This window comes from Burkholderia sp. BCC1644, assembly GCF_902833225.1.
In the GTDB taxonomy this organism is placed as follows: Bacteria; Pseudomonadota; Gammaproteobacteria; order Burkholderiales; family Burkholderiaceae; genus Burkholderia.
Map to the genome: position 1 here is coordinate 493,250 of NZ_CADFEI010000003.1, position 16,562 is coordinate 509,811.

The window sequence follows — 16,562 nt, forward strand, 5'->3', positions numbered from 1 at the left end:
ACACCGGACAGTTTACTTATCCAAAAAATAAACTACACTGTTTAGTGTACTTTATCCTCCGGACGAACCGACATGGCATCGCCTCTCGTTTTGATTCACCGCATTCTGGGTTTTGCGGCCGCCCGGCGCGGCCGCGCGCTGTCCGGCGGTTCGCCGCAGCACAACGGCGAACGCTTCGCCAATGTCGCGCCGCGTCCGGTCGAAGGATTCGGCAAGACGCTCGGGATCGCGTGGAACATGCTGGTCAACAAGCCGCGCAACACCGTGCCGACCAGTGCATTGCCCATCGATTCGCTGACTCGCGCGGCGCTCGACGCGGCGCCCGATCGCAGCCTGTACCGGCTTGGCCATTCGACGCTGCTGCTCAAGCTGCGCGGCGAATTCTGGCTGACCGACCCCGTATTCGCCGAGCGTGCGTCGCCGTTCCGGCACGTCGGCCCCAAGCGCTTCCATGCGCCGCCGATCGCGCTTGAGGATCTCCCGCCGCTGCGCGGTGTGATCCTGTCGCACGATCACTACGATCACCTCGACCGCGACACGGTGCTGGCGCTTGCCGCAACCACCGATGTGTTCGTGACCACGCTGGGCGTCGGCGACCGCCTGATCGAATGGGGCATCGACGCAACAAAGGTCCGGCAGCTCGACTGGTGGCAGAGTGTCGACGTGGCCGGCCTGACACTGACGGCAACCCCCGCGCAGCACTTTTCCGGGCGCAGCCTGTTCGACGGCAACAGCACGCTGTGGGCATCGTGGGTCATCGTCGACGACGACCTGCGCGTGTTCTTCAGCGGCGACACCGGCTACTTCGACGGGTTCCGGACGATCGGCGAGCGCCTCGGACCGTTCGACGTGACGTTGATTGAAACAGGCGCCTATGATGCGCAATGGCCGTACGTGCACATGCAGCCGGAAGAAACCGTCCAGGCGCACATCGATTTGCGCGGACGCTGGCTGGTCCCGATCCATAACGGCACGTTCGATCTTGCAATGCATCGCTGGCAGGAGCCGTTCGAGCGTGTCACGGCACTGGCTCTCGTGCGCGGCATCGAACTGTCGACGCCCAGGATCGGCGAGCGCCTCGATCTCGGCACGCCGCACCGCGGTGAGCGGTGGTGGCGCGCCGTCGACGAGCACGCGGCGGCGCCGGCAACGAAATCGCGCCGCTGGCAATTTTGCGCGTCGCAGGCGACCAAGTAGGTCCGTCGGTCGTTGTGCCTGCCGTCCGGGAGCGCGCCCATGCCGCGACTCCCGAAGAAAGGCGCATGTGTTGCCGGGGCACCTGTACACCGACGGCCTGCCTGACCACCCGCTTACCTGAATAGAGAAGTCATGCATCTGGCACCCGTCCGATACACACCCGGCCAACGAGACGACGACGTCGCCATCGCTGCATCCAACCAGGCAGACCAACAGTCGACCAACCGCAGCCGCGTGTGCGATCTGCGGCAGGCACTCGCAACGCGCGTCGCGAGATGGACCGAAGGCGCCGACCACGTCACCACGGCCATTCCGAACCTGAGCTTCCATCGCAGGGAAGCGCCGACGCAGCCGATGGAGTGCATGGTCGAGCCGAGCTTCGGTCTCGTCGTTCAGGGCACGAAGCGGGTCATTCAGAGCGGCGACGCTTATATCTACGACGCCAACCGTTTTCTGATCACGTCGCTCGATTTGCCTGGCTCGACGCAAGTCATCGAGGCCAGCCACGAGGAGCCGTTTCTCGGGATCGGGCTCAAGCTCGATTTTCACGTCCTCGCGGAACTGATGATGCAGGTCGCACCGGATCACGACGATGCGCCCGTGGGCCGCGGCCTCGTCGTCGGCGACATGACCGAACCGCTGTTCGATGCACTCAACCGGTTGCTGGCGTTGCTGGACGACCCGAACGCCATCCCCGTTCTCGCACCGTACGTCGAGCGGGAAATCTACTATCGGCTGCTGACGAGCGACCAGGGCGCTCGCCTGCGTCAGATCGCGTCCGCCGGCAGCCAGGGCAACCGCGTGTCACGTGCGATCCGTTGGCTGCGGGCCCACTATGACGAGTCGCTGCGGGTCGACGATCTCGCGGCGCAGGTTCAGATGAGCAGTTCGACCTTCCATCACCACTTCCGTCAGCTCACGGGCATGAGTCCGCTGCAGTACCAGAAATGGATACGGCTCAACGAGGCACGTCGGCTGATGCTGTCCGAGCGACTCGACGCTGCGTCGGCATCGTTCAGGGTCGGGTATGCGAGCCCGACCCAGTTCAATCGGGAATACAGCCGGTTGTTCGGCAATTCACCGCGGCGAGATATCGATAGCCTGCGGAGCGGGACGGATGTCGTTCTGTCAATCGCGGCAAGCTATTGATCGCAGGCAACGATCTCGGAGATGCGGGGCGCCCTGCTTTGGCGGGATCCACAGCATTGCAGGATCGGCTCAATGCGTAAGTGATCAGGTCGGTTGAATCGAGTGCGCGACAGGGCGTGTGTGCCTTTCCCACTCACGATCAATTGTTCAGCATCTGTCCGGCGAATTCCCTTTGAAGGCCTTGAGCGTCGTGACGACCGCATTCAAGGGGGCGCGCATCCAGACTCATGGGCGATCTGTTGTTGACAGGCAGTCACCCATCTCATCCCTGAACCTATGTGGGCTCACCTCTCTCGACGACCGAGGCACCTGTTCCAGTGTTCACGTCCCTGGTCGCAAATTTCTCATCGATCGATTTCTCCTGAGACGTCGCGGTTCAACGGATCGTGCGACTGACGCGATGCGTTGTCACGTGACAACTCGGGTTGATTATCGGCATGACGTGTCGGATCTGGGCGTCGACATGGTTCCATGATGGCCCCGACCAGTAGCAAATCTGCTTCCTTCAGGTCTGGATCATCGAAAACGTCTTATTAACTACGAAATACGTATCCAAACCTACAAATCGTGTCGCTCATGAGTGCATCGATGACGACGGCGGGTGGAAATATCATACGCCCCTATTTCCGCCGGCGATCCTGCTCATTTCGCGTGAAACAACATGAAGAATGTAGCGCAAGCCATTGCCACACAAGGATTTCCGAGAACGCTCCATTTTTCGAAAATGTTTCACGATCCGGCCCGTTTGCGTTGTCGCAGGTCCCTCGACGGGCGAATTCCCACCGATTCGCCCGCTCCAGTGCGTCGCGGTCGTAGACAGGACTCCAGGATGTATTGGCGGCAACGCGAGCGTACGACGAAGCCACACCCCTCCCCTGCTGACGGTTGGACGAGACGGAGCTACGGCGGGGCCTCTCTATAAATGGGGCCATATCATGGATATCCGCAACGCGCTTCGCCGGATATATCTGTCCGTGCAGCCGCTAAGCTCACGCGAGGACGAGCGCGTGCGTGGGCAGGTAGCCGGTGACACCGACTCCAGACCGATAGGTCACTCGTCGACTCACCATCTTCAGGCGTGCATCTACAACGACAACTGAGGACTTCCTGTCGATCAAACGACCTCGCCCGGAGTTTCGGTTGTCACGTGACAACTCATCAGCGAACCGTTCAGCAAGCCACGTTTAACGGCGAACCGTCACCCGCGAAGCCTCTCCTTAATAGACTGCGTCTACGCTCTACACGCTGTTCGATCTCACTATCTTCGGAAGACGCTACGAAGCCAACCCTGGCGCACATCACGGGCGCTTGTCACGTGACAACTCACCTTGTCGGCAAGTAATCGCATGAGGCCCAAAGCCGCATATCGAATGTAGAAGTGGCGCTGCCGAGGCCGGCACCATTCCGTGATCAAAAGCGACCTAGCGATGTAAAGCGACGACGCGAATCGATGTCCAGCCACTTGTCACGTGACAACTACCAACCTGTCGCCGTTCGAGATTCCAGTCAATCGGAATCTCAGCGAGTTTCGATAGAAATGGAAAAGTCGTGACGATCGGCTTCCATGCTTCACCTTCGTCGTCGATATTAAAATCAGGTGAATTTTCCACACTCTAGTGAATGCATTGTTGGTGTGATCGACAATTTTATTTTTACTCGATCATTTGTCGATGATGACAGGTAGGCCGTTTGGCCAACTTGTCACGTGACAACCACATCGACCATCAAGGTATGCATTGCATTCAATGCTTTTCTGGACATTTCAACAATAACTGCATATATTACGCAAAACTCCTTGGAGGAATTTAATGGCTTTCAAGATCGCCGTCAGTAATCAAAAAGGTGGGACCGGGAAGACGACCATCTCCGTCAACATCGCGGCTGCGTTCGAAGCCGGTGGCAACAAGGTCGCCCTGATAGATGCCGACCCTCAAGGCACTTCTGTTCGTTGGGTAACGAGTGGCGAGAACACGTTGCCTATGACGGTCCTTTCGCTGGCGCCCGCCGGCCGCGGCATCGGTGGCGAGATCAAGAAGCAGGACGCGAACTTCGACGTGATCGTCGTCGACTGTCCTGGCAACCTCGAAGATCCGCGCATCGCCTCCGTCCTTGAAGTAGCCGACTTTTGCCTGGTACCGCTGTCGCCGTCGCCGGCCGACCTGTACAGCACCGTCGCGATGATCCGCATGATCGAATCGATGCGCTCCGTTCGAAACCCTAATCTTTCTTCCGCATTGATGCTGAATAGCGTCAATGGAAAAACTAAAATGCGTGAAGAAATTTTAAAAATTCTAAGAGCTGAAGAAATAGGGGAGCATCTGCTCGACAGCCAGATCGCGCAACGCGAGGTCTACCGTCAGACATTCGCGCTCGGCACCACGATCCACCATCACAATCGATACCTGAAGGGCCTGAAAGAAGCCCGCGCGGAAATCGAAAAGCTGGTCACGGAAATGGCCCAATACATCGCGTCGACGCGCGCTACCGGAGCCGCCCATGGCTAAGGACACTTCGAAAGACAAGAAGCCGACCGGCAACCTGCACCTCGCTGCCGGCCTGTTGCGCGGACTCGCGCAGGAAAATGCCGCCCTCGAAACGCGGCTGCCCGAACCTACGACCGCTGCGAATGTTGCCGTCGAGGCGGCGCCTGCCGGCGCGCCGGCCGCAGTCACGCCCGCCGGTACGTCGGATCTCGGCGCGCCGCAGAAGGTGCTGGTCAAGGACTGCATCCCGAACCCGTTCAACCCGCGCGTGTTCTACTCCGAGTCGAGCTTGCACGAGCTCGCGCTGACGTTGAAACGGGAAGGGCAGATCGAGCCGATCAAGGTCACGCGGCTCCCGGAATTTCCCGGCAAGCTCGTCGTGATCGACGGGCAGCGTCGGCTGCGCGCGACGAGCATCAACGGCGACGAGACCATCAACGCCACGTTCCGCACGGATCACACGCCCGAGCAGCTCTATACGATCGCGTATCGCGCGAACCACGACCACGAGCGCCAGACGATTTTCGACGATGCGGTTGCGTGGAAGCGCCTCCTCGACGAGAAGGTCTTTTCCGACCAGAACACGCTGGCGGAAAAGATCGGCAAGGACAAGGCATCGATCAGCAAGACGCTGTCGCTCAACGCACTGCCCAACACGCTGCTGGAGCGGATGGCCAGCGCGAATGACGTGGTCGGCCTGCAGGCGGCGTATTTCCTGAAGCTGATCTTCGAACGCCTGGGCGAGCCGACGGCCGACCGGCTGCTGACGGCCGTGATCGACCGGAAAAAATCGGTCCGCGATCTCGAGAATTTCCTGCGGGCACAGAGCGACGGCAACAAGAAAACGGGCCGCACGCGTTACAGCGTTCGTCACGACTTCGCACTCGAGTCGCGCGCGATCGGCCAGTTGAAGACCTACCCCGATGGCCGTCTGGATCTGCAGCTCAAGGGCGTCGACGCGTCCCATCAGGAAGCGCTTGCCGACCAGCTCAAGACCGTCATCGATGCTTACGTCGCCGAGCTGGCGACGGCCGCGCAAAAGTAACGCGCCAAAAGCAGAAGGCCTCGCATCCGCCTTGCACCGCGAAGCCGGACGACACCAAGTCCGGCGCACGACGCACCCTCGGCTGCGAGGCCTTGATCAGTTACCTGCGAGACTGCTTTTGAGCAGGAATTCCAGCAGGTCGTCCGAGGTCGGTTCGCCCCAGGTATCCAGTGCGAGCCATCGGAAGAAGCTGGTCTGCGCGAGCTTGCTCGCCTTCTTCTTCGGCGACAGCGTCAGGTCCTTCGAGCCCGCCACCGTCTCGTTGTAGCGTTCGAGCAGCTTGGTCTGGTCGTCGATCTCCAGCTCGCGGAAATACGCGCCGGCTTCCTCGACCTTCGCCGCCAGATACTTGTCGCGAATCTGCTCCTGCTTGCTCTGCGCGGATTCCTTCGCCGGTGCGGCTGCCTCGGTTCCCTGCCCGTCGGCCAGCGTATAGCCGTGCGTCAGTGCCTTGCGGAAATACGCGGCCACATTGTCGACCGGCGCCGCATTCTTCTTCGTTGTCCGATTGAGCGTATAGGCGATCGCCGCCTTGATGCGCTGCACGCCGTATTGCGTGATCAAGCGGCGCGCCTCCGAACGCGGAATGCCGAACTTGGCGACTTCCTCGACCAACGCCTCGTTCTTGACGTCGCCGTCCTCCACCGTATCAGCGCTCTGCTTGCGCGTCACCTTGAACTGCACGGCTTCCACGCTGCGGCCGGACTTGTGTTCGATCAGCTCGAGCGTGTGATCCGATACTTCGTTCACCTCCTGAATGCACGGGACCAGGACCTTGCTCTTGAACAGCTTGTATTCCTTGTACGATTGCGACGCCTTGTCCTGGCCGAGAATGAGGTCACGGAATTTCGGCAGCGGGATCTTCGCGGTGATGCCGATCCCTTCGTAGCGCACCGTGTTTTCCCACAGCGCGAGCGAGTGCGACCGCCGGAACTCGCGGGCGATCCGCATATCGATCAGCGCGTAGATTTCGGGGTTCAGCAATTCGCTGCGAATCTGGTCGGAGAAGCTGTACTTCAGCACCGATTGCTCGAGCTCCGCGCCGGCGAGCAGGCCCGACGCTTTCCAGACCGTCGAACGGTCCGCGGCCAGGTAGTCCCAGTTGACGACGGTACTGATCAGCGAGTTGACCGTGTCCTTCACGTACTTCGTGTTGTTGCTGTTCAACCCGCTCTCGTGAGAAAGCGAAGCGATCGAGATCGAGAAGCTGGTCCGGCCAGGCTCGAACGCCTCCTGCCGAAGGGCGTTCTTGATCAGCGAACTGAACATCTTGCGCTGCTGCAGCCCGATCTTTCCCGACTTGGGCGCGATATGAATCGCCTGGACCGCCTTGCGCAGCAAGTCGGGAGGCTCGGGTGTCTGAAACAGTGAAACCTGTTTGTCTGAGCCTTTGCTTGCGGGCTTGCGCGGCATCGTGATGTCCGGATAAGGTGACCTTGTTGATAGCGGACTTTATACCTTTTCTCGCGCCGGAGCAACGTCCTCGCTCCAGCATCACTTTCACTATCGCGTGTAACCATCAGATATTAAAGGGAAACTCATGTTTATTAGACTTGCGATGAGCCCCATATCCATCTACCTTTGGAAAAAAAAACTTCCCAAAAGCCGCTACCTTTAATGTCCCGACACCAAAACCCGGCACGAGATTTGCCCTCGGGAAGGTAACCATCCATGGGAGACAAACGACCGTAATCGAGATCGTCGGCCGGATTCGTGGTGCTCTGCAGCACAGCCGCGTCTTTCTCCCATAACTTGCTACCTTCATCGTTTCCCATAGGAGGGTACCTGTCGACTTCATCGATTTCGTTGTTTTCGATCCCGACGGTAGAAATAGCTCCCATAAATGGCAACCTTCCGGTTCCCCCATAGCTGGCAACCTATCCGTAGCAACGATCCTGTCCATGGGAAAGGTTTCCGCAGCAGGTTGGTGAAATGTAGCCGATTGGCCCAGACTTCCTCCCATAAACAGGTACCTCCGAGATTCCCCATAAACGTCTACCCGAAGAAAATCGCTGTGCCTCGAGGCACCCGAGGATCGAGAAAACTGGCCCATAAAAGGCTACCTTGATACGTTCCCATAGACGACTACCCTGTGCGATTTATGACCCCTTTCCCATAACCGGGTACGCTCGCCCCATATCCACAACCCCGAATCCCCACAACGCGGTACCCCATTCCCCAAATCCACAGACCTGAAACCCCAGACCCTTCCACCTGTGCTCCCATAAATGGGTACCGAACACCGCTCAAACCCTTGTGGCACAAGGCTGTGAGCCGTCTAAAAGTAGTTAAAGAAGTAAACGTGGTTTACAAAAGATGTAAACACACGTGTGCTGCCACAGAAAGACGAACCCCATAAACCGCTACCAATGGGAGCCGTCTGTGGTACGGAAAGCGCGTTGATCCTTCGATCCAGGCCTGCGGAACATCAGGTTGCCCCTTGTTCCACTGGGACTTCAGGCCCGACAAGGCTTCCCAGAGAGGTGAGTACCTACTCACAAACGCCGAAACGTAGAAACCTATGGGAGGAAATCGCAAAAAAATCCTCCAACTTGGCGCACAGGTTCCCGGTTATGGGACCGAAGAATCCACTTCCCGATCATCAGAGCGACTGCGATTGGCCGGCGGAGCCGATTCGCAACCGGGGCAGCCGACATCTTCGGATTCACCGGCCGCAGTTCGAAATCATCGTGGATTGCATGTCAGTGGTTTTTTGTACTCGCGCTTCCCCGTCCGTGGATAAGTTTTTACCGGTCGCCTGTCGACGCGCATCGACAAATTTAGCCTGTGGACTGTGCGCAGAGGAAATCGCCTCGGACTGCTTCGCCACGCCGCAGCCTTCCGATTTTCTACCTATGCATCAGTGGAGGCGTCGCGCTGTGCCCCTGGCAAGCTGCGAGAGGCCCGCACAACCGATCTGGAGCGATCGTCGTGCCCGGAACGCCATCCGCACAGGTCGTCGGCTCCTGGGCCGATCCGGAGATCGTTTCGAGCCGACGTGAAGATTCGGTCGACGATGAAGCTCACCGTAGTCGAATTGCGAGTGGCTCCCGAACATGCTCACCCATCCGGGATGGCCTTGTCCCGTAAAAGCTCACCGGTCGGCATTACTACAGGTATAAGCAAGCTGTGAAGATCGCCGTATCGTCCAGCTGGCGGACCACCGAAGCGGACAAATGAAAAGCCTGTGGCAAACGCGCGCTGTGCGAGGTAATCGCGTGCACAGCCGCGCGAACCGACAAGCTTTCTCGCGACTTCGACACCGAAACAACGTCTGCCAGATGAGCAGCACGCGTTCGCGCGGTTCCTCGACGCATGCGTGAAGCGATGCCCGTCGACATCTTCACCTCACACACTACGTTCGGCTTTTCGTCATACGTACCTGTCGATGACGAGCGTCACCCGTACCGATAACCAAAGCCACAGGTAACCACCGTCATTACTGCGCGGCGACTCGACGCGATCGTATTGGTCGCCGGATGAACCGAATCGTGGTCGTTTATGGGAGGAACCGTCGTTCAAGCCGCGTCGAATGACAACGTGACGCACAGGTCGACTGCTGCTGCGGTGATCGTGGATGCGCGACGAGGCTCACGTCACGCATAAGCGTGTCGACATCACCACCAGTGAAACAACTGTCGATGTCGCACATCGGTCGTGGATCGTACTGCGCGTGCGTAACCCATTGCCGTTACCGAAGCGCGCGATACGGCCGCCCTGTCTCTGTCATGCGACGGCCGTGCAGAGCCGCCGTCTTCTCCCATACGTGTATCCCGATTCCGTCCGCACGTTCACGCCACATTTTTCGCGACGCGGTTATGATGCACAGGTCCTGATCGCGACATGACGACCGATCAGGACAGGGGCGGTATCTCGATGGTTTTTCAATCCGTGATAGTCATCAAAAAAGAGAGTTCAGCGATGCAAATCCAGATCAGAAAATTCGCGCTGGCTGCTACGGCAGCCGCTTTCCTGTTTGGCTCGGCAGTTCCCGCGTTTGCACAGACCGACGCCGCCAGCGCACCTGCTGCACAGGATGCCAAGGCAGCGAAGAGCGAGGCACGCAAGGCGGCCAGGGCCAAACGCAAGGCCGAGCACAAGGCTGCACGTGCGAAGAACACCGCCGAACTGAAGAAACTCGAAGATGCCGGTTACAAGCCGGCGGCCAATGATCCGAACTATCCGCAGAACCTGCAAAACGCAGAGAAGAAGGCCGGCGCCGCAGCAAGCCAGTAAGCGTCGTCCGGCGGCAAGCCGCGGCTCGCACCGCGGCTTGCCGCATGCATCACGGTCACGCGATGCACACCGAAAATCACGTTCCGTTGATTTTCGTCATTTGATTTGGAATCCTTCTTTTCTCGTCGCGCACGACCGGCACCTCGACGTGGTCAGTGTCGCGTGTCCTGCGCAGTCGCGTTCCCCGTCATTTTCAGCCAGTCCTTGAATGCACGCACGGCATCGTCGTTCGCACGCGCGGATGCCACGTAGGTGAAGTAGCGCCACGGGGGCAGTGCCGGTTCGCTGAACGGCTGCACGAGCCGGCCTTCGGCGATGTCGTCCGCGACGAGCGCGATCGGCCCCATCGCGACACCGAGCCCGTCGAGCGCGCCTTGCAACGTCAGGTAGAAATGCTCGAGCGTGAGCGAGTGTCGCGGCACGAGATTCGGAAACCCGGCCGCCGCAAGCCACTCGGGCCACATGCCGGGATAGGTTGCCGCGTGCAGCAGCGTAAAGCCCGCGAGATCGGCCGGCGTGTCCAGCGGCCGGCCCTCCAGCAGCTTCGGCGCACACACGGGCAGCCGCACTTCGGACAGGAATTCCTCGGCGACGTACCCGTCGATGACCTGCGGGCCACCGCGCACGATCAGGTCGACCTTGTCGCGCAATTTCTCGATCGGCTCGTTCGACGTCGATAACCGTACCTCGATGGCCGGATGGGCGACTTGGAACGATGACAGCTTCGGCACGAGCCACCGCAGCGAAAACGTCGCGGGCGCGCTGACGCGCAGCACGCGCTGCTGCGCGTGACCGAAGTGCTGCGCGGTGGCGAGCGCGATCCGGTCGAACGACGCGCCGACCTCGGCGAGATACGCGCGGCCGGCGTCGGTCAGCTCGACGCGCCGGTTGTGGCGTTCGAACAGTGGCCGCCCGAGCCATGCTTCGAGTTGTTGCACGTGCCGGCTGATCGCGCCGTGCGTCACGCACAGCTCGTCGGCGGCCAGCGTGAAGCTGCCGAGCCGCGCGGCAGCTTCGAAAGCGCGCAGTGAATTCAACGGAGGGAGTCGTCGGGCCATCGCATCGTTTCGAGTGAGATTTACTCACGCGAAGGTTCAGGTTTAATCGTTTGATCGGGTGATCCAGCTCCGCCAATATGGCACACAAACGGCCGGCTCGGCCGAACGAGTGTCTGAAATTCTCACATGGAGTGCGGAGCATGCCGAACGTGGTGGTAGTGGGCGCCCAATGGGGCGACGAGGGCAAGGGGCGCGTCGTGGACTGGCTGGCGGCCCAGGCCGATCTCGTCGCGCGCTACAACGGTGGCCACAACGCGGGCCATACGCTGGTCGTCGGCGGCAAGACGTACAAGCTCGCGCTGCTGCCGAGCGGCGTCGTGCGCGGCAAGCGCGGCGTGATCGGCAACGGCGTGGCGCTCGATCCGGAAGCGCTGCTCGCGGAAATCGGGCGAATGGCCGAGCTCGGGCTGTCGGTGACGCCGGACAATCTGTCGATCGCCGAGAACGCGACGCTGGTGCTGCCGATTCACCGCGCAATCGACCAGGCGCAGGAGCGCCTGCGCCGCGAGCCGATCGGTACCACGCTGCGCGGGATCGGGCCGGCCTACGAGGACAAGGTCGGGCGCCGCGGACTGCGCGTCGGCGATCTCGCGGAGCCCGGCCGGCTCGCCGCCAAGCTCGACGTGCTCGTCGACCATCACAACGCGTGGTTCCGCGGCCTGGGGCTCGACGAATATGATCGCGACGCGATGCTGGCGGCGCTGGTCGACCTCGCGCCGAAGATCCTACCGTTCGTGCGCCCCGTCTGGGCCGACCTCAACGACGCAACCGATCGCGGCGAGCGCATCCTGTTCGAGGGTTCGCAGGCCGTGATGCTGGATATCGACTGGGGCACGTATCCGTTCGTGACGTCGTCGGGCACCGTGGCCTCGGCCGCGGCGGCCGGCACCGGGCTGGGCGCATCGAAGCTCGGCCATGTGCTGGGTGTGACCAAGGCGTATGCAACGCGTGTCGGCGGCGGCCCGTTCCTCACGGAGCTGAACGATGTCACCGGCGAAACGCTGCGCGCGCGCGGGAAGGAATTCGGTGTCAACACGGGCCGGCCGCGACGCTGCGGCTGGCTCGATGCCGCACAACTGCGTCAGGCCGTCAGGATCTCCGGCATCGATTCGCTCGCGCTCACGAAGCTCGACGTGCTCGACGGCTTCGAGTCCATCGAGCTGTGCGTCGGTTACGAACTCGACGGCGCGCGCGTCGACCATCTGCCTGCGAGCCTTGATGCACAGTCGCGCGCGAAACCTGTATACGAGCGATTCGACGGCTGGCGCGGCACCGTGAAGGGCGTGCGCGAGCGTGCGGCGCTGCCGCGCGCCGCGCAGGATTTCATCGTGCGCATCGAAGCGGTCGCGGGCGCGCCGGTGTCGATGATCACGACCGGTGCGGAGCGTGACGACACGATCGTGTTGCGCAATCCGTTCGATGTGGCTGCCGCTGCGTAACGTGCGAGACAGGAAGGACGTAAATTGAGCCGCGGCATCGCGGCCGGCGAGTAGTTTTTGCCGGCTCGATGCCGTTTGCCCGTTGGAACATTCAGTCGCATTCGGGCGCGTGCACGCGCGGCCCGGATACCATGAGGCGAGCGGTTTCGCCGCATGATTCGGCATCCGGATCACGCCGCGTACGGCGAACTGGACACGCCTGCAGCGCTGCTGTACTGTTCCGCACAATTCGCGCCAGACCGGCCGGTGCCGGAGCCGCCGGCACCCAGGCCGCACGGTGGCGCGACGTGATCTCAATCCCGGGGACAGGTCGATGGACACGTTACAGATGATGCGCATTTTCGTCCGGGTCGCGGAGGAGGGCAGCTTCACGAGCGCGGCCCATCGCCTGGACATCACGACGGCCTATGCATCGCGCTCGGTCGCGCAACTCGAAACGCATCTGCGCACGCGTCTGCTCAACCGCAGCACGCGCCGCATTGCGCTGACCGACGCCGGGCAGCGCTATCTCGATCGCTGCCAGCGCATCCTCGGTTATATCGACGAAGCGGAAGCCGAGGCGGCCGACGCGCAGGCGAAACCGTCGGGACGGCTGCACGTTCACGCGACGACGAGTTTCGGCCAGTCCTACGTGGTGCCCGCGGTCGTGCGCTACCGTGAGCGCTATCCGTCGGTCGCGGTCGAACTGACGCTGTCGCAGCACGTGCCCGACATCATCGACGAAGGCTACGACGTATCGCTGCAGTTGAGCACGACCGAGCTGCCCGATTCCGGGCTCGTGTCGCAGCGGCTCGGCGACGTGGGCAGCGTGCTGTGCGCGTCACCCGCGTACCTGAAGGCGCGCGGCACGCCGCGTACGGTGAGCGATCTCGAAGGGCATGCGTGCCTGCAGATCGTCACGCCGCTCTTTCCGCGTGACCGCTGGCATCTCGACGGCCCCAACGGACGCGAAACGTTCGAACTGCCGTTGCCGGATTTCCAGGTGAACATCGCCGATGCGCTCGGCGCCGCGCTGCGTGCCGGCCTCGGGATCGGCTCGCTGCCGATGTCGGCCGCGCTGCCCGGGCTCGCGAGCGGTGCGCTGGTACGCGTGCTGCCCGAATACCGGTTGCAGAAGCTGACGGTCTACACGCTGTACGCGTCGCGTCAGTATCTCGACGCCAAGATCCGGACGTTCGTCGATTTCCTGCGCGAATGCGTGCCCGAGTTGCTGGCTGCCGACGAGGCTGCGCTGGCCGCGTCCTGCGCGTCACGCAATGCCTGATTCAGCCATCGCCGGTGCGTGAGTGACATGCATTGCCTGATCGGTGAAAATAGTACGCAGTCCTGTATTTAAGGGAATGCCGAATGTGAGCGCTCGCCGGTTCCGGGAACTGTTTCCCGTGCAACCGGCGCGCCCTTATGAGAACGCTTGCTTTCGATATCGAACATCGTTGGTTCGATGCACGGCGCCAACCTCCTAGAATCGGTTCGACCTGCTTCATCGCAGGCGCGCGCCCTCCGCGCCCCCTTCATCGAACCCGAAACGACATGGCAGATCGACACTCAAGAACCCGCCGCCGGCTCCTTCAAGCAGGCCTGGCGATTGCGGCCGGCGCCACGCACCCGGGCTTCGCGCTGGCGAGTGCGGCCGGCGCGCGGACGTTGCGCATCGGTTATCAGAAAGGGCCGCTTAGCCTGTTGAAGGCGCGCGGCACGCTGCAAGGCAAGCTCGCGCCGCTCGGCGTGACCGTCACGTGGACCGAGTTCCCGTCGGGGCCGCCGCAACTCGAGGCGCTGAACGCGGGATCGATCGACTTCGGCGATGTCGGCGAAGCGCCGCCGATCTTCGCGCTCGCGGCTGGTGCGCCGCTCGTCTATTACGCACAAACGCCGTCGGGTCCGGCAGCCGAGGCGCTGATCGTCCCGAAGGATTCGCCGGTCAAGACCTTTGCGGACCTGCGCGGCAAGCGCATCGCTCTGGTGAAGGGATCGAATACGCACTTCCTGCTGGTCCGGCTGCTGCAGGCCGCGAAGCTCGACTATGCGGACGTCACGCCTGTCTGGCTGTCGCCGTCCGATGCGCGCGCCGCATTCGAGAACCGCTCGGTGGACGCGTGGATCATCTGGGATCCGTTTCTCGCGGTGGTTCAGCAGGCGTTCGGCGCGCGTATCGTCGCGGACGGCACGGGGCTCGTCGAGAATCGCGGCTACTACTTCGCGTCGCGCACGTATGCGCAGCACAATGCCGACGTGCTCGACGTCGCCGTGTCGGAATTGACGACCGTTCAGCGCTGGCTCGATGCGAACCGCGCGCAGGGGGCGGCCGAATTCTCGAAACTCTGGGGGATTCCGGAGCCGGCCGTCGCGCTCGCGTTTCGCCGCGCACGCTTCGGTGTCGAGCCCGTCACGCGCGACACGCTTGCGTATCAGCAGCGCATCGCGGACGTGTTTTACCAAGCCGGCATCCTGCCGAAACGCGTCGACGTCAGCCAGGCTGCGCCGCCCACGCTCGCGTGACGACGCAACCGGCGCGGCACGACATGCTCAGCGGCGGAACGGCAGCGCGACGTCGTCCGGAATCGGGCACACGTACGGCCGGCCGCCGCGCCGCTCGAGCAGTTCCGCCTTCGCGTTGGCGAGCGTGTCGGGTGCGCCGAGCAGGTCGATCGCGGTCGCGGCCATCGTCTTCGCCGCGAGCATCATCCCCTTGTGCGCGAGTGCCGTCTTGCCTTGCGCGACCCATTGCCACGAGTGCGGCGGCGTGCCGAACGCATAGCAGCTCGTGTGGCATTGCGCGGTCGGCGTGACCCAGCTCACGTCGCCGACGTCGGTCGAGCCGCAGATCGGGCGGCCCTTGCCCGGCTCGTACGGGTCGATCCCGTCGAACAGCGCCTTCGGATCGCGCCATGCCTGGTTCAGCGAACGCGACGACGTTTCGATATCCTGCGCAGTCAGCGTCTGGCGCTGGTATGCATCGGCGAGCGCCGCGTCGTCGGCGTCGAAGCCGGCCGTGCCGATCGCCTGCAGATGGCCGTACATGACCTGGTTCAGCACCGCGTTTTCCAGCAGGTTCGAACACGCCTTGTCGAACACGATCTCGAGCTGGCAGTCGGTCATCAGCGCCGCGCCGCGCGCGACGTTCTTCACGCGCTCGAACAGTTCGGCCGCCTGGTCGTTACGGGCCGCGCGCACGAGGTACAGCACTTCCGCATTCGCCTGCACGACGTTCGGCGACAGCCCGCCCGTGTTCGTCACCGCGTAGTGCACGCGTGCTTCGGGCAGCATGTGCTCGCGCAGGTAGTTGACACCCACGTTCATCAGCTCGACTGCGTCCAGCGCGCTGCGGCCGAGATGCGGCGACGCGGCTGCGTGCGACGCCTTGCCGGTGAAGCGGAAGTACGCCTGGATGTTCGCGAGCGAGCCAGCCGGAAAGATGCCCGTGTACACGTGCGGATGCCACGACAGCGCGGCGTCGAGATCGTCGAATACGCCCGCGCGCGCCATGAAGGTCTTGCCGGAGCCGCCTTCCTCGGCCGGGCAGCCGTAGAAGCGCACGGTGCCGGGTTGGCCCGTACGCTCGAGATGCGCCTTCACCGCGGCCGCGGCGAGATGCGCGGCCGTGCCGAGCAGGTGGTGGCCGCAGCCGTGGCCGTTGCCGTTCGAGATCTCGCCCGACGGCCGGCACGTGAGCGCACCGGCTTCCTGGCTGAGCCCGGACAGCGCATCGTATTCGCCGAGGATACCGATCACGGGGCCGCCGTGGCCGGCTTCGGCGACGAACGCGGTCGGGATGTCGGCCACGCCGCGCGTCACGCGAAACCCGGCGTCTTCGAGCATCCGGACGTGCAGGTCGGTCGACGCGAATTCCTCGTAGCGCAGCTCGGCGAGATTCCAGATCCGGTCGGACAGTTCGGTGAATTGCGTACGCTGGCTGTCGATGAAATCGAGGGCGAGTGAAGTCATGAATTGCTCC

At 62.2% G+C, this 16,562-nt stretch carries 11 protein-coding genes; 8 read left to right on the plus strand and 3 right to left on the minus strand.

Annotated elements, in window-relative coordinates; translation table 11 throughout:
* Positions 1-72: 72 nt before the first annotated feature.
* The 4 genes from HWX87_RS08695 to HWX87_RS08710 all read left to right on the plus strand — a co-directional run bounded on the left by HWX87_RS08695 (position 73) and on the right by HWX87_RS08710 (position 5,874).
* A complete protein-coding gene (locus tag HWX87_RS08695) occupies positions 73-1,197 on the plus strand; it encodes an MBL fold metallo-hydrolase (protein ID WP_176046750.1) in 1,125 nt (374 codons plus the stop codon).
* A 132-nt stretch (positions 1,198-1,329) separates the two neighbouring features.
* Positions 1,330-2,346: an AraC family transcriptional regulator gene (locus HWX87_RS08700; RefSeq protein ID WP_176046751.1), complete on the plus strand. Its 1,017-nt coding sequence runs from the start codon at positions 1,330-1,332 to the stop codon at positions 2,344-2,346.
* A gap of 1,808 nt (positions 2,347-4,154) precedes the next feature.
* Positions 4,155-4,850, plus strand: a complete 696-nt coding sequence (locus tag HWX87_RS08705; protein ID WP_011350423.1) for a ParA family protein — start codon at positions 4,155-4,157, stop codon at positions 4,848-4,850.
* Positions 4,843-5,874: a ParB/RepB/Spo0J family partition protein gene (locus HWX87_RS08710; protein WP_176046752.1), complete on the plus strand. Its 1,032-nt coding sequence runs from the start codon at positions 4,843-4,845 to the stop codon at positions 5,872-5,874. The genes HWX87_RS08705 and HWX87_RS08710 overlap by 8 nt, the downstream gene beginning before the upstream one ends.
* A gap of 96 nt (positions 5,875-5,970) precedes the next feature.
* On the opposite strand, the gene HWX87_RS08715 is transcribed toward HWX87_RS08710, so the two are convergent.
* Positions 5,971-7,287 carry a replication initiation protein gene (locus tag HWX87_RS08715; protein WP_176046753.1) on the minus strand — a complete coding sequence of 439 codons (1,317 nt, stop codon included), beginning with the start codon at positions 7,285-7,287 and terminating at the stop codon, positions 5,971-5,973.
* A 2,508-nt stretch (positions 7,288-9,795) separates the two neighbouring features.
* Here HWX87_RS08715 and HWX87_RS08720 point away from each other — a divergent pair.
* Positions 9,796-10,110, plus strand: coding sequence for a DUF4148 domain-containing protein (locus HWX87_RS08720; RefSeq protein WP_124456725.1), 315 nt, complete (start codon positions 9,796-9,798; stop codon positions 10,108-10,110).
* Between the two features lie 152 nt (positions 10,111-10,262).
* Here the strand turns inward: HWX87_RS08720 and gcvA are convergent, their stop codons facing one another.
* Positions 10,263-11,168: a transcriptional regulator GcvA gene (gene gcvA / locus HWX87_RS08725; protein WP_176046754.1), complete on the minus strand. Its 906-nt coding sequence runs from the start codon at positions 11,166-11,168 to the stop codon at positions 10,263-10,265.
* Positions 11,169-11,308: 140 nt separating this feature from the next.
* On the opposite strand from gcvA, the gene HWX87_RS08730 reads away from it, so the two are divergent.
* The 3 genes from HWX87_RS08730 to HWX87_RS08740 all read left to right on the plus strand — a co-directional run bounded on the left by HWX87_RS08730 (position 11,309) and on the right by HWX87_RS08740 (position 15,106).
* Positions 11,309-12,607, plus strand: coding sequence for an adenylosuccinate synthase (locus HWX87_RS08730; RefSeq protein ID WP_176046755.1), 1,299 nt, complete (start codon positions 11,309-11,311; stop codon positions 12,605-12,607).
* Positions 12,608-12,920: 313 nt separating this feature from the next.
* Entirely contained in the window at positions 12,921-13,871 is a 951-nt protein-coding gene (locus HWX87_RS08735; protein WP_176046756.1) for a LysR family transcriptional regulator, read from the plus strand.
* 266 nt (positions 13,872-14,137) lie between these two features.
* Entirely contained in the window at positions 14,138-15,106 is a 969-nt protein-coding gene (locus tag HWX87_RS08740; protein ID WP_176046757.1) for a sulfonate ABC transporter substrate-binding protein, read from the plus strand.
* A gap of 27 nt (positions 15,107-15,133) precedes the next feature.
* Here the strand turns inward: HWX87_RS08740 and HWX87_RS08745 are convergent, their stop codons facing one another.
* Complete coding sequence (locus HWX87_RS08745) at positions 15,134-16,552, minus strand: M20 family metallopeptidase (protein WP_176046758.1); 1,419 nt, start codon at positions 16,550-16,552, stop codon at positions 15,134-15,136.
* Positions 16,553-16,562: the final 10 nt, after the last annotated feature.

Excerpts from the sequence above, each read along its gene's own strand:
- HWX87_RS08695 (WP_176046750.1), top strand. The coding sequence starts at position 73 with ATGGCATCGCCTCTCGTTTTGATTCACCGCATTCTGGGTTTTGCGGCC.
- HWX87_RS08700 (WP_176046751.1), top strand. The coding sequence starts at position 1,330 with ATGCATCTGGCACCCGTCCGATACACACCCGGCCAACGAGACGACGAC.
- HWX87_RS08705 (WP_011350423.1), top strand. The coding sequence starts at position 4,155 with ATGGCTTTCAAGATCGCCGTCAGTAATCAAAAAGGTGGGACCGGGAAG.
- HWX87_RS08710 (WP_176046752.1), top strand. The coding sequence starts at position 4,843 with ATGGCTAAGGACACTTCGAAAGACAAGAAGCCGACCGGCAACCTGCAC.
- HWX87_RS08715 (WP_176046753.1), bottom strand. The coding sequence starts at position 7,287 with ATGCCGCGCAAGCCCGCAAGCAAAGGCTCAGACAAACAGGTTTCACTG.
- HWX87_RS08720 (WP_124456725.1), top strand. The coding sequence starts at position 9,796 with ATGCAAATCCAGATCAGAAAATTCGCGCTGGCTGCTACGGCAGCCGCT.
- gcvA (WP_176046754.1), bottom strand. The coding sequence starts at position 11,168 with ATGGCCCGACGACTCCCTCCGTTGAATTCACTGCGCGCTTTCGAAGCT.
- HWX87_RS08730 (WP_176046755.1), top strand. The coding sequence starts at position 11,309 with ATGCCGAACGTGGTGGTAGTGGGCGCCCAATGGGGCGACGAGGGCAAG.
- HWX87_RS08735 (WP_176046756.1), top strand. The coding sequence starts at position 12,921 with ATGGACACGTTACAGATGATGCGCATTTTCGTCCGGGTCGCGGAGGAG.
- HWX87_RS08740 (WP_176046757.1), top strand. The coding sequence starts at position 14,138 with ATGGCAGATCGACACTCAAGAACCCGCCGCCGGCTCCTTCAAGCAGGC.
- HWX87_RS08745 (WP_176046758.1), bottom strand. The coding sequence starts at position 16,552 with ATGACTTCACTCGCCCTCGATTTCATCGACAGCCAGCGTACGCAATTC.